General features: G+C 38.2%; 13 protein-coding genes and 2 tRNA genes. 6 read left to right on the forward strand and 9 right to left on the reverse strand.

Annotation, left to right across the window (positions count from 1 at the left end; all coding sequences use genetic code 11):
• Window positions 1-88: 88 nt before the first annotated feature.
• Window positions 89-403 carry a DUF5611 family protein gene (locus tag MmiHf6_RS03655; RefSeq protein WP_316558349.1) on the forward strand — a complete coding sequence of 105 codons (315 nt, stop codon included), beginning with the start codon at window positions 89-91 and terminating at the stop codon, window positions 401-403.
• 190 nt (window positions 404-593) lie between these two features.
• Window positions 594-665: transfer RNA gene (locus tag MmiHf6_RS03660), tRNA-Thr, on the forward strand.
• A gap of 252 nt (window positions 666-917) precedes the next feature.
• Here the strand turns inward: MmiHf6_RS03660 and MmiHf6_RS03665 are convergent.
• Together MmiHf6_RS03665 and MmiHf6_RS03670 are read right to left on the reverse strand one after the other, a co-directional pair.
• Window positions 918-1,442 (reverse strand): HdeD family acid-resistance protein, encoded by a 525-nt coding sequence (locus MmiHf6_RS03665; RefSeq protein ID WP_316558350.1) that lies wholly within the window; start codon window positions 1,440-1,442, stop codon window positions 918-920.
• 138 nt (window positions 1,443-1,580) lie between these two features.
• A complete protein-coding gene (locus MmiHf6_RS03670) occupies window positions 1,581-1,784 on the reverse strand; it encodes a hypothetical protein (RefSeq protein WP_316558351.1) in 204 nt (67 codons plus the stop codon).
• Window positions 1,785-2,131: 347 nt separating this feature from the next.
• Between MmiHf6_RS03670 and MmiHf6_RS03675 the strand changes: the two genes are divergently transcribed.
• Complete coding sequence (locus MmiHf6_RS03675; protein WP_316558352.1) at window positions 2,132-2,359, forward strand: hypothetical protein; 228 nt, start codon at window positions 2,132-2,134, stop codon at window positions 2,357-2,359.
• Window positions 2,360-2,543: 184 nt separating this feature from the next.
• Here MmiHf6_RS03675 and MmiHf6_RS03680 read toward each other — a convergent pair.
• The 4 genes from MmiHf6_RS03680 to MmiHf6_RS03695 form a co-directional block, all read right to left on the reverse strand.
• Window positions 2,544-2,615, reverse strand: a tRNA-His gene (locus MmiHf6_RS03680).
• 365 nt (window positions 2,616-2,980) lie between these two features.
• Window positions 2,981-3,208, reverse strand: a complete 228-nt coding sequence (locus MmiHf6_RS03685; protein WP_316558353.1) for a hypothetical protein — start codon at window positions 3,206-3,208, stop codon at window positions 2,981-2,983.
• Window positions 3,209-3,400: 192 nt separating this feature from the next.
• Complete coding sequence (locus MmiHf6_RS03690; RefSeq protein ID WP_316558354.1) at window positions 3,401-3,679, reverse strand: ferredoxin-thioredoxin reductase catalytic domain-containing protein; 279 nt, start codon at window positions 3,677-3,679, stop codon at window positions 3,401-3,403.
• Window positions 3,680-3,845: 166 nt separating this feature from the next.
• On the reverse strand, window positions 3,846-4,784 hold the full coding sequence (locus tag MmiHf6_RS03695; protein ID WP_316558355.1) for a PKD domain-containing protein: 939 nt from the start codon (window positions 4,782-4,784) through the stop codon (window positions 3,846-3,848).
• Between the two features lie 494 nt (window positions 4,785-5,278).
• Here MmiHf6_RS03695 and MmiHf6_RS03700 point away from each other — a divergent pair, with 494 nt between their 5' ends.
• The 3 genes from MmiHf6_RS03700 to MmiHf6_RS03710 all read left to right on the forward strand — a co-directional run bounded on the left by MmiHf6_RS03700 (window position 5,279) and on the right by MmiHf6_RS03710 (window position 6,774).
• Window positions 5,279-6,073, forward strand: a complete 795-nt coding sequence (locus MmiHf6_RS03700) for a DUF1638 domain-containing protein (protein ID WP_316558356.1) — start codon at window positions 5,279-5,281, stop codon at window positions 6,071-6,073.
• Window positions 6,074-6,433: 360 nt separating this feature from the next.
• Entirely contained in the window at window positions 6,434-6,571 is a 138-nt protein-coding gene (locus MmiHf6_RS03705) for a hypothetical protein (protein WP_316558357.1), read from the forward strand.
• Window positions 6,523-6,774: a hypothetical protein gene (locus MmiHf6_RS03710; RefSeq protein WP_316558358.1), complete on the forward strand. Its 252-nt coding sequence runs from the start codon at window positions 6,523-6,525 to the stop codon at window positions 6,772-6,774. The genes MmiHf6_RS03705 and MmiHf6_RS03710 overlap by 49 nt, the downstream gene beginning before the upstream one ends.
• Before the next feature lie 156 nt (window positions 6,775-6,930).
• Here the strand turns inward: MmiHf6_RS03710 and MmiHf6_RS03715 are convergent, their stop codons facing one another.
• The 3 genes from MmiHf6_RS03715 to MmiHf6_RS03725 all read right to left on the reverse strand — a co-directional run bounded on the left by MmiHf6_RS03715 (window position 6,931) and on the right by MmiHf6_RS03725 (window position 12,900).
• Window positions 6,931-8,760, reverse strand: a complete 1,830-nt coding sequence (locus MmiHf6_RS03715; protein WP_316558359.1) for a PKD domain-containing protein — start codon at window positions 8,758-8,760, stop codon at window positions 6,931-6,933.
• Window positions 8,761-9,895: 1,135 nt separating this feature from the next.
• Window positions 9,896-11,776, reverse strand: a complete 1,881-nt coding sequence (locus MmiHf6_RS03720; protein WP_316558360.1) for a PKD domain-containing protein — start codon at window positions 11,774-11,776, stop codon at window positions 9,896-9,898.
• A 704-nt stretch (window positions 11,777-12,480) separates the two neighbouring features.
• Window positions 12,481-12,900, reverse strand: a complete 420-nt coding sequence (locus MmiHf6_RS03725; protein WP_316558361.1) for a hypothetical protein — start codon at window positions 12,898-12,900, stop codon at window positions 12,481-12,483.
• Between the last annotated feature and the right edge of the window lie 438 nt (window positions 12,901-13,338).

The following is a 13,338-nucleotide window of genomic DNA, read 5'->3' on the forward strand; positions in this document are numbered from 1 at the left end:
TGAAACCGTTAAGAAATCAAAAAGTAAAATAAGAATTAGCAAAATAAGAGTTTTAAAATAAAAATTATAAAAAGGAAAGGTGAAGGAAATGCAGGCATACAAATTAAAACGCGGATATACGCCCGACATTGAGAGAATCAGAGATTTATTGACGGAATGTTTCGGTACGGAAATTAAAGAAGATGACGGCAAATTAAAGACATCTTACGGCGTTTTAAAAGAAATCATCGTTTGGATCGACAACAAAAAATTATGCGTTGACACTGTTTCCGACGACTCCGGCATTCCTGATGATGTCATTTTGGACACCAACAAGCGTTTCAGAACATTTTTGGACAAAGGCACCGGCTACACTTCAAAAGACCGTATCAAGAACGCGAAGAAAGAAGTCAGCGGCGAATAATTTAATTCGTCTGAATTGATTAAATTCGATTCAAATTGAATTTAAAAATTAATTATTCAAAAATAAAAAGAAAGGGCTCCGTTTAAGAATACCAAAAGATTAATATTAGAGGTATTCCTTCTTGGAGTCTGCTTAATTTCGTTTTTTACGAAACAGGCAAACCGTTTTGTTTTAAAAAAGAAAAACAAGCGCCTCAATGGCTTAGAGGTATAGCACTTCCTTGGTAAGGAAGAGGTCGCGGGTTCAAATCCCGCTTGAGGCTTTTAGAATAAGGGGGTTTAATTCCCCCATCCTGTTTTTTTATTAAAAATATTAGATGAGAGCTTAATTGCTGTTTGATTTTCATATTTTTCATATAATTAATCTGTTTAAAGCTGTTTATTTGTTTATTAACACGGTTCATTTTTAAGCATTCTGCCACTGTTTTTAAAAAACTCTTTAAATAGACTTTGTTTCTTTAAATTAACTTTGTTTATATTATTAGTCAAAAAAAATTAGAAATGATTTAACATTTTTAAAACGCTTTGACAATATACACAACGCCATAAATCAGGAAGTAAAGGCCGACTAAAAAAGAAAGCATGAATGCGGAAATGACGGGATTGAAAAGAAGTGCAATACCGATGACGATTCCCAATACACTGATTATGATTTTAAACCAATAATACACTTTGCCGATCATTTTTGCTAAATCGAGCGTTAAAAGACCTAAAATTGAAGAAATTATAAACCAGATTGAAAAAACATACGGGAGAGCAATGATACTGACATTCAGGTTGATGATGATGAATAATCCGATCAAAATGTCGAGTATGCCTAAAACAAAAAATAATGCGCTGCCGATTCCGACTTTTCGTAATTGATACCAAGAGATGAATTCAATAATACCGGCAAGGATAGCAAGCAGCCCGATATATAATGCAACGGCAGCTAAACTCCCCCTGATATGCGAAAAAACAAATAAAGAAATGAGAATAAAAAGAATGCCGATTAAAAAAGAAAACCAGTCGAATTTTTTTGTTTTAACAGCGTAATCCATTCTGTACCGCCTCAAACTGATGGAAAATCAAAACGAACAAAACACAAATGTTTGAATAACAAACATATGCATTTCATTCGTTATGAATCATTTTTCTGTTTTTTTCATGAATAGTATATAATATTCCGGAAAAATGAGTTACATCTTTGATCTTGCGTACCAGACGCCGACACCGCCGATAATTAAGACGACGAGACCGGCAACCATTGTCATGACTTCTCTGCCGACAACATATGAAAGTGACCAAATGCCGAAGTAAGAGAGAGCACCGAGAAGCAATAAAATGACACCGACAACGGCGACAATTGCTGCAACAATAGTTACAATTTGTTTTGTTTCCATAATAATTACCTCCGCAGGATTACACCTGCATTATAATAAATAATTTATAAATATATAAACTTAATTGAAAAATATACATTTTTAGCCAGAACTATAAATAAATCGAAACGGAATATACATAATTTGAGCTCTTTTTGATGAATAACTTTGATGAATGAATGAAAAACGGTTATTGAAATACCGGAAATTGAGTGAAATAATGAAAATTGAGTAAAATAATGAAAATGGAGTGAAATAACGAAACAATAATAAATATCATTAAAAACCATTTAGAAAGAATAAGGTTTAAATATTCGATAAAAAAATTCAAGTTACCCAATTATTTTTCAAAAAAGAGAGGTTATGATATGGCAAAAATTAATAATGGTCTTGTAATGCTTTTTGAATTCATTGCCGCAATCGGCGCGATTATTTTCCTCCTCGGATTATGTGTCGGCATTTTCGGATGGGATATGTTTATTACACCCGAACTCGGAGTCATTCTCGGCGGCATTCTTGTTTTGATCGGCGGATTCGGCTTGGCTTTATACATTTCAAAAGGCGATAAAGAAGACCAAGAAAAACAAAACGCTTAAAATTAAAACAATTGCTTAATTTGAAAAAATAAATCAGGGAAAATGACCCCTGATAACTTTTTTTTAATTTATTTAAAATTTTTTTGATTTAAAATTTCTTTTTGAAATGATTCGTTTCTTTTTGAAATGATTAGTTTCTTTTTGAAAGGATTAGGTATTTTTTTGAAAAATTAGGTTTTGAGAGGGCCGGGACCGAGAATCGAACTCGGGTCAAAGCCTCCACAGGGCTTCAGGATAACCTTTACCCCACCCCGGCCACATTGTATTTTTAATATCGGGAAGAAGAAAAGTAAGCGCTTTTTAGGAAAGCACTCCATAAAACCTTTTTTTTAATATAAATCTTTCGAACAACGAAAAAACGCATTTATGAAATTTTAGAATGTCTGAAGACGAAATGCCGATAAAATATAGAAAATGAAATTTTTATAGAATTTTTACTATGCAAAATGGAAAAAAGGATTGAAAATGAAAAAATGAAAAAGAATTGAAATAAAAAAATGAAAAAGAATTGAAATAAAAAAATGAAAAAGAATTGAAATAAAAAAATGAAAAAGAATTGAAATAAAAAAATGAAAAAGAATTGAAATAGAAAAGTGGAAAAGAAATCGAAAGGGGTTATTCTTACGATTGCTTTGTTTTTTCCGCCCATTCTTCATCGGTCATGGACAAATCTTTGTCGCCGTACATTCTCATTCTTTCAAATGTTAAAATTTTGCGGACAACTAATTTTCTTTTGCCGCACCAGCCCGCTTCGGGATAATTCTCGCTGACGAAAGCAATAAGTTCTTCATCCGGCATCTTTTCCATTTTATCCTGAAGTTCAAGCAAATGTTTTGAGTTCTCATCCATCATTAAATCCCTCTTATAAAACGTAAAGTTGAAAATATGAAAAAAATAATTTAAAAATTGTCAATTAAAGTACGGTTAATAGGCTGAAAAATATTTAAAGCCTTGCAAATCAAAAAAGAAATTAAATGAATAAAATAAAATGAATTAAAAATAAATTAAAAATAAATTAAAAAGTTAAAAGAATTTATCGAATTATTCTGCTTTAAAAAACAAAGCGCAATGGCACATGCCGTCCTGTTCGATCTCTTCTTCATGATAAACGCAGGGACAGATAATTTTGCGGTCTTCCTGCTTGTCACCGAGGACGATGCGGCAGGGGCAGTATTGTGCGCCGTATTGTTCGCGGCGCTTTGCAAGCCCTTCGTACACTAAATCCAATTCCTCAGCATTGGGATTCAAACGGTATCCTTTTCGTTCGGCATATCGTTCGGCGTATTTTCGAATTTTATCTTTTGTTTCTTCAAATGTCATTAAACCACCCGATTCATTTTTTGAGATATATTATTTTCCGCAGCTCATTTTTCGTTATTTTGATTGTTTCATAAACTTGAATTGTTTCATAAACTTGAATTGATTTCGTTATTGTCTTTTAATTTTAACTTCATATTAAATCTAATTGATTCATTACCCCGTTTAATCATTTCCTCCGATACAGCAAAGCTGCAATGCCGGCAACCGCTAAAACCGCGGCAACGACTGAAAATCCGGGAACGGCTGTCTCGGGAAGCGGCTCTTCCGGAGAGTGCGAATCCGAGCTGCCTGCGCTTGTTCCGTTTGCGGCGCCGTCAATAACAGTCGTTCCGTTTGTCGCGTCCGTTATGATGGTACCGTTTGAAACGCTTGCGTTTGCGTTTGAACCGCTGCCGTCCGCGCCTGCGCTGCCGGATGCGTTTCCGTCTGCGTTTGCTGCGTCAGCGTCGGTTCCGGAAGCGGAGCCGGCTTTTCCCGTTGAGAGATAAATCAATTTCCCGTCACTCGTTCTCAGGAGAGTGGAGGATCCGAACTCATTTTTAACCGTCAGAGTCACATTGTAAGAGCCCGAGCGCTTGTAAACGTATTCGGGGCTTTGGACAACGGAAGTGTTTCCGTCGCCGAATTCCCAATACCAGGATTCGGGGTCGCCCGTTGATTGATCAGTGAAGCGGACTTTTAAAGGCGCGATTCCCTGAACTTCGTCGGCATCGAAAAGCGCGACCGGAATCGTTCCTGCTTTGATGTAATCGGATTTTTCGGTTGTGAATGTTCCGCTGCTGTTTGTAACGGTCAATTTGACGGTAAAAGTTCCCGTTCGCGAATAGGTGTGCGTCGGGCTGCGTTCGGTTGAAGTGCTGCCGTCACCGAAATCCCAGGAATAAGTTGTCCCGGAAGTGTGATTGGGCATCCAAGTGTTGAATGAAACTTCAAGCGGCGCCACGCCTTTTAAAACGCTGCCGTCAAATTGCGGGCTTGTGTTTACATCAACATTAATGAAACCGTCGCCGGCTGCGTTTGCGGCAGAAACCGTTGAAATCAAAAACAAGAGCAAAAGCGCTCCGAGAACTGTCAGGGAAGAAATGTTTGCGGCTGTTCTTTTCATAAACCTGTAACTCCGATCTGCGGCTGAGTAATTTGAATTTTCGAATAGTGAATCAATTAAATAAGACAAATAAGATAAAAATCGAAAATATTGATTGAACTGTTATGTCAATCAAATGACAGAAGCTGATAAGTAAATTTCATTAAAGATAATTAAGCATTCCGTCAGAATTTTTATGAAGAGGCAAAAATTGAAACGAAAAAGAAATTTTTCAAACATTTCCTTAATTATAATTCAATAAATCCATATACAAACAAAACTCTAATTCTATTAATACAACCGTTTTTCAGCATTCAAGAAAATCGGAAAATAAAACAAAAAGGTAAAAAAACGAAAACATACACAAAAAATAAAAAACACAATCAAAAAACGAAAAACATACACAAAAAATAAAAAACACAAACAAAAAATAAAAAACGAACGAATGGGTTTTAAACAAATTATAATAAAAACGAATAATAAAAACGTATAATAAAAACGAAGAGAGGGAAAATATGACAACAGTTGCGATTGTTTCCTGCCGGATTTTTGAAGATGAATTAACGCATTTGATGAAAAAAGAGCAGGAAAAAAAGACACGTTTGTTTTTGGTTGACACTGATTTTATTGAATCGATTGAGAAGAAATTCAATTTTGAAAATATCAATTATGAAAAGATTCAAAGCGGCCAATTGGAAGAAAAAGTCGCCGAGCCGACAGATGCTCAAAACACAATTATTCTTCAATTGATCGAATTTTCAATGGAAGCGCATCCTGCCGAAATTAAAGACGCTGTTTACGAAAGAATCAAGCAGCTTCAAAACATTGCCGACGGCGTGATGGTTTTTTACGGTCTTTGCGGCAACGTTCTCGGCAGCATCGAAGGCGATCTCAGTCTCCCGAATTGTCCGGTCCGCATTCTGCGCGACGAAGACGGCAACATCGGAGACGACTGCATTTGCATATCACTCGGAAGCCGTAAGAAATATCTTCAAATTCTCAAAACAGACGGCTGTGAAGGAACATATTTCCTGACGCCGATGCAAGCCGCATACTGGCGGGAAATCGCGTATGCAAGCGCGCTTACGCCCGATCCGAATGACGATGAAATGCTGAGAATGGTTTTTGAATATTCGGGCTACAAAAATGTCGGAAAAGTAAAAACCGGACTTCAATACGAAGAAGGATTCGATGAAATCGTTGACGATTTCTCCAAAAGATTCAACCTGAATATTATTGAATATGAAGGAACGCCTTCAATGGTTGAAATGTCGTTTGAAAAGTTTTTAGAAGAATTGGAAGCAATTTGATTCTTCTTTTTCTTTTACGATTTCTTTTACGATTATTTTTTTGTATTTTTTCTCATTTTCCAATTTATTTCATTTTTCAATTCCATTTTTTCAAAATATCAATCAAACTTAAACATCCATTTTTGAAAAAAATGAAACCCGAACGCCCGATAAAATCCTAAAAAATGTATTAGATTTTATTGAAAAATTGGCGTTCCGTTTTTGATTAGATTAATGAAGACGATGTTTCAATTGAATTAAAAAGGAAAAGACAAAATACCGCCCCCTCCAACGACGCGTTTCTGTAGCGAAGCGGAGGAAAGAAGGAGTTGGAGATTCTTTCCAAACGAAACAAAAAACTAAAAACAGCTGATTTTTAATTTGCTTTGTCGGCACAGGCAAGGTACCGTCCCGGCAACTGTCTTTTGCTGCTGCGACTCCTGTAAAGCCTGCAAGTCTGCAACTGTCTTTTGCTGCTTTCGCTCCTGCAAAGCCTGCAAGTCTGCAACTGTCTTTTAGTTTGCCGCCTGCAATCAGGTTTCTGTTTCCATATGGAGTCAGGTTTCTGTTTGCGGGGGGAGGGTGGTGTTTGTTTGCCGTTGCTGCCTACAGGTTTCTGTTTCTGCTTGCCGATCAGGTTTCCGCTCGGCAGCAGCACATCGCCGCCACGCGCGAACCGCACAAATTTTAAAAAAGATTTGAAAATGAACTGCATGATTTAGAAAAAAATGAAAAATGAGCCACACGATTTAGAAAAAAACGAAAAATGAGCTATATGATTTAGAAAAAGGCAAAAATGAAAGTACATTTTAAAAAAATCAAAACAATTAAAAAAACAGAAAAATGAAGGGAAAGTCCCTTCATTTAAAATTCATTTTTTACTGACTGCCGTATTTTTTGTAAGCATAGAAACCGACTGCCGCAAGACAAATGATTGCGATGACTGCGATTGCAATGAAAAGCCAGGTTCTGGATTTAGAACCGCTGTCGGAACCGTCGTCAGTTACATTTGAATCATTTGTGTCGTTCGTCGTGTTGTCGGGCACGGTTTCAGTCTCATTTTCTGCCGGTGTTTCAGCTTCCGCTTTCGTATCTTCAGCATAAACTTCCTGACCGTCGCCGAGTCTCAAGAGAGTAGACTCGCCGTATGCGTTCTTAACCGTCAATGTGACGTTGTAGTAACCGGATTTCTGGTAAGTGTGTTTCGGGTTCTCCGCTGTTGAAGTCGAACCGTCGCCGAAGTCCCAGTACCAGGAAGTCGGGTTGCCCGTTGAAAGATCAGTGAACTGAACCGGATGCGGCGCAACGCCTGAGAGAACGTCAGCCTGGAAGTTGGCGCGCGGCGCATTTCCGACTGTAATGTATTTGTCCTTCGTTGCCGTGTTTTCGCCGTAAGTATTCTTAACGGTCAATTTAACGGTGTAAGTACCTTCCGCAGAATAGGTGTGCTTCGGATCCTTTGAAGTAGAAGTTGTACCGTCGCCGAAGTCCCAAGAGTAAGTCAAGCTGCTGCCCTGAGATTTGTCGGTGAACTGAACACTTAACGGACCGACACCGCTGGTCGGCGTTCCGGAGAAGTCCGCAACCGGCACATTGCCGACGCTGACGTAACTGGTCTTAACAACCGAATCCGTTGCACCGCAGGGATTTGTAACCGTCAAAGCAACCGTGTATGTTCCCGTTCTGTTGTAGGTGTGGGAGGGATTCTTGTCCGTTGAGGTTGTGCCGTCGCCGAAGTTCCAAAGATAAGTGGAAGTGCTGCCGGAGCCGACTGTTTCATCCGTAAAGTTGACTTTGAGAGGAGAACTTCCCTGATTGTTACTTGCCGTGAAGTCTGCCTTAAGCGTATTTGTAATCGTCACATTCCTGAGCGTGTAGTTGAATGTGCCGTAGCTGTTGGATGCCGTCAATGTCACATTATAAGTGCCCGTTGAACTGTAGGTGTGCGTCGGGTTCTTTTCAGAAGAAGTCTTGCCGTCGCCGAAGTCCCACTTGAAAGCCGTGGAATCGGAAACGCTTCCGTGTGACGTGAAAACAACTTGTTTAGAGTTGATTGTTCCGTTCGCCGTGAAGAAAACGTAAGGAGCCGTACCGACATTGATAAGTGACTTTGAAGTCTTTGTGTCGTTGCTGAATTCGTTTGAAACAGTCAAAGAAACGGTGTATGTTCCGGTGCTGTTGTAAACGTGCGTCGGGCTCTTTTCAGAAGAAGTTGTTCCGTCGCCGAAATCCCAAGAGTATTTGGTCGGATTTCCGCTGGAATTGTCTGTAAATTTAACAGAAAGCGGTGATGCGCCTGCTGTGTTATTTGCAGTGAAATCAGCAACGACGCCGCTGCCGACATAAATGTAATTTGTTTTTGTTTCTGTTTGATTTCCGTAAGAGTTGGAAATGGTCAAAGAAACGGTGTAATTGCCTTCTTTGGTGTAGGTGTGGGAAACATTGCCGATTTGATTGGAAGTTGCGCCGTCACCGAATGACCAAGTGTATTTGTAATCGTCACCTGCGCCTCTGTAGGACAAATCTGTGAATTTAACTTCCAACGGCGCGACGCCGCGGACGGGCTGACCGGAGAAATCCGGGGAAGGAAGTGCGCCCACAGCGATATAACCGCCGTCAGCTGCAAATGCTGCCGGCACTAAGGAAAAGAGAAGACAGAACACAAGCACGACTGCCGTCATTTTTCCGAAATTGTCTTTAAATTTCATACGAAAACTCCATTCATTTATAAACCATTCAATAAATTCGGAAATTGAAGATACAATCAGATATAATCAGATACAATCAATATCTGCTGAAAATACAATCAATACCGCATACTGAAACAGGATCAATATATTGATAACAGAATCAACATACTGAAATACTCAAATTATCAGAGATTGGAAGTTGTCCAATGAAACTTCATGGAAATTCATGGTATTCATATAATTCATATAAATTCATGAAAACTCATGATTTTCATCTAAATTTAACATAAAAAACAGACCGCGTAAAACTATAAACAAGCCGAAACCGAAAAGAACGCACCGAAGATATATCAGAACGTCCGGAACGTCTCGCTGATGCTTGTTTAGCATGTTTTTAACATATTATATGTTCACATAATTATGGCGTATTATGAAAAACCATGACAATAGTGTATGCCCCTGCTTAATTTAATGCTAAATTTTCAACAAACCAAGAATTCAAATTCGGATTATTAACTAAACAGATTTACCAAATAGTCTTAATTCCGAATAAGAGAGTCGGAAATAAATTATAATCGACACTATAAATAAATTGTCATGAAACAAAAATATAATAAATAATTCATTTACCGCGATAATAGAATGATATAATAAAAATAATAAAAGACAGATATATCCATACAAGACAAACAACTTTTTTGAGATTTCAATTGCAAGAACTGTCTCGAATCAAATAGGAAGAGTAAAAATATTAAAAAAAGTGAAAATTGTTAGGCATTAAAATAAAAAAATAAAAATTTCAATATTGAAATAAAATTAAAATGCCAAAGTTGAAAAACGAATGAAAGAGATTATATTGAAACGGAATGAAAATAATCAGATTGAAATTAAAAAATGAGAGAATTAATATTGAAAAAACATTGAAAAAAACGAGATAAATAAAAAAATAAGATAAATAAAAAAATAAGATAAATAAAAAAATAAGATAAATAAAAAAACGAGATAAATAAAAAAATAAGATAAATAAAAAGAATGATAAAAATAAAAAGAATAAACGGAAGAGAAAGTCTCTTCACAATTTATTCATTATTTTTTACTTTCTTTTACTTTTTACTTTCTTTAAATCTTTTACTTTTTTTAAATTTTTATTTTATTATTTCGACTTTCTTTGAGCGTACACGCCGATTCCGACAATACCGATAACGGCTGCAATTGCAATCAAGATACCGAATCCGGGGATAGAGGTTTTGGTTTTATCGGTTGAATTGTTGCCGGTTGTGTTTGCTGCCGTCTTGGAAGTGTTTGCTGCCGACGTATTGGATGAGGGTGTTGTTTTGTCGGATGTGTTGTCGGCAGAGCCTGATGCGCTGCTCGTTCCTTTCACATCTTCGGAATACACTTCCTTGCCGTCATCGAGTCTCAGAAGAGTCGATTCACCGTACGCGTTCTTAACCGTCAGCGTGACATTGTAGTAACCGGATTTCTGGTAAGTGTGTCTCGGGTTCTGGTCTGTTGAAGTTGACCCGTCACCAAAGTCCCAGTACCAGGATGTCGGTTTGCCTGTTGAAAGATCAGTGAACTGAACAGGATGCGGGGCAACGCCTGAGAGAACATCGGCCTGGAAATTGGCGCGCGGGGCGGCTCCGACGGTGATGTATTTGTCTTTGGTTGCCGTGTTGCTGCCGTAAGTGTTCTTAACCGTCAGTTTAACAGTGTAAGTGCCTTCCTTGGAATAGGTGTGTTTCGGATTTGCATCCGTCGAAGTTGTGCCGTCGCCGAAGTCCCAGGAGTAAGTCAAATTGCTTCCCTGAGATTTGTCGGTAAACTGAACCGCGAGCGATGCAACGCCGGTTCTCGGTGTGCCTGTAAAGTCTGCGACAGGAACTTTGCCGACGCTGACATAACTGGATTTAATGACAGAATCTGTTGCACCGCAGGGATTCGTAACGGTCAAAGCCACCGAATACGTTCCTGTTCTGTTGTAGGTGTGTGAAGGATTTTTATCTGCAGAAGTTGTACCGTCACCGAAATTCCAGAGGTAAGTTGAACCGCTGCCGGCGCCTTGTGTCTGGTCAGTGAATTTGACGTTCAAAGGAGAACTTCCCATATTGTTTTCAGCGGAAAAATCAGCTTTCAGCGTATTCGTGATAGAAACATTTCGAAGCGTGTAAGTTGATGTGCCGTAGCTGTTTGTCACATTCAAAGTCACATTATAAACACCGGTTGATTTGTAGGTGTGTGTCGGATTCTTTTCGGAGGAAGTGCTGCCGTCACCGAAATCCCATTTGTAAGTTCCGGAATCAGTCGTGTCGCCGTGTGTTGTGAAAGCGACCTGATTGGAATTGATCGTGCCGTTTGCCGTAAAGAAAACATTCGGTGCGACACCGACATTTACCAATGATTTTTCAGTTTTTGTATCGCTTCCGAACTCATTTGACACGGTTAAAGAAACAGTATAGGTACCGGTTTGGTTGTAAGTATGTGTCGGGTTCTTATCTGTTGATTTTGAGCCGTCGCCGAAATCCCATGAATATTTCGTCGGGTTGCCGCCGGATTTATCAGTGAACTGAACTGCCAGCGGTGTTTTTCCGGCTGTGTTATTGGCTGTAAAATCAGCAATCGGTCCGGAGCCGACATAAATATAATTGGTTTTGGTTTCGGTTTTGTTTCCGAAAGCATTAGAAATCGTCAAAGAAACGGTGTAGTTTCCTTCTTTGGTGTACGTATGCGTCACATTTCCGATCTGGTTGGAGGTTGTTCCGTCACCGAAACTCCAAGTATATTTCAGGTTGTCTCGGATTCCCTGATAGGAAAGGTCTGTAAATTTAACTTCGAGAGGTGCTTTTCCGCGTAAGGGCTGTCCGGAGAAATCCGGGACAGGGAGTGAGCCGACTTCAATGTAACCGCCGTCCGCCGCTACTGCTGTCGGAACTAACGAAAGAAGAAGGCACAAGACAAGTGCACCTGTCAGAATTCGTGCGTTTTTATTTTTGTTTTTAACGTTTTTCTGAACGTTTTTTTTATCAATTGTCATATTCAAGACTCCGTTGTAGGGGCATAGAGATATTATCGGAAGCAATCGAACTAAATCAAATCGATTGAATCAAATCGATTGAATCAAACTGACCGGAGTCAAATTGAGTCGAATAAATTGAGTCAAATTTCTTCCGAAAGATTCAGTTGAATTTAACAACAGTCAAATCAAATGGTCAACATTCCGAATACAGGTGAATCGAAAGCAAACCAAAGATTTACCGGTATTCAAATCCACTTAAGGCATCTGTTAAATCATTGAATTCGGGAATTCAAATTTAAACAGGATATATATCCGGTTTTAAATTGAGTTCTAAAAATTAATATTGCCAGCGAAGTATAAATAGATTATTGCAAAATATAGAAAACGAAGATACAATATATAGATTCGGACACAAAAACGCAATTAATAGAACGAAATAATATAAAAGACATAAGATAATTTACTCCGATTCGATTTTGATAAGACATTAAAATTAAAAACAAAATAATTAAAAACAAGATGGGTTATTTTTTAAGTATCGGTTTTTTTTCAATAACTTTTTTAATGTGACTTCTTTTTCGATTGCTTTTTAAAGACAGAAATTTCTTTTCGATTGCTTTTTTAAGACAGGAATTTCTTTTCGATTGCTTTTTAAAGACAGGAATTTCTTTTTCGATTACTTTTTTAAGACAGGAGTTTCTTTTCGATTACTTTTTAAAGATTTATGCGGCTCGCGCGACGGGCGCTGCCGGCAGCGGGGCGGCGACAGAGCGGCAATGCAAACCTGAGTGGCAAGCGGAAACAAAAACCTGACCCCACGCGGAAACAGAAACCTGATGCCAAGTGGAAATACAAACCTGAAGGTAGCAGCAGAAATACAAACCTGAAGGTAGCAGCAGAAACACAAACCTGAAGGTAGCAGCGGAAACAAACACCACCCCCCTGCAAACAAACACCATCCTCTCCCTGCAACCCGAAATTTTGTGAGCGAAGCGAACAAAATTTAATGCCAACGGATTACGATTAAAATGAGCAAATACAGACGGAAATGCAAACCTGATTGCAGGCAGCAAACTAAAAGACAGTCGCAGACGATCAGGCTCGCAGGAAGCTGACAACAAAAGACAGTTGCAAGACGACACTTTGCAGAAGCCAAACGCAACTGAAAAAGCAGAATGTTTTAAATTTTTTGTTTCATATGGGAAGAATTCGCCAAGTCTCGTTCCCTCGCTGCGCTCGGAAACTTAACTTGCGGGGGCGGTTTTTAAGATATTATTCAATCTAAAATCAATTGAAACATCGTTTTTATCAAAATTATTCAAAAACGGAACGCCTTCTTTTTTCCAAAATCTAAAACATTTATTTAGGGTTTTATCGGGCGTTCAGGTTCAACGTTTTCAAAAATTGGATGTTTGTTTCAATGATGAGAAAACAAAATAAAACAAAATAAAATAAAAGAATAGAAAAACAGAAGTGGATGAAACAAATTCAAACACAAATATTATAAAAACGAAAAATCGAAATAGGAATTATATCTTTTTCGGCATAATTGACAGCAAAATTTATTAACACATTAGATT

This window comes from Methanimicrococcus hongohii (assembly GCF_032594095.1).
In the GTDB taxonomy this organism is placed as follows: domain Archaea; phylum Halobacteriota; class Methanosarcinia; order Methanosarcinales; family Methanosarcinaceae; genus Methanimicrococcus; species Methanimicrococcus hongohii.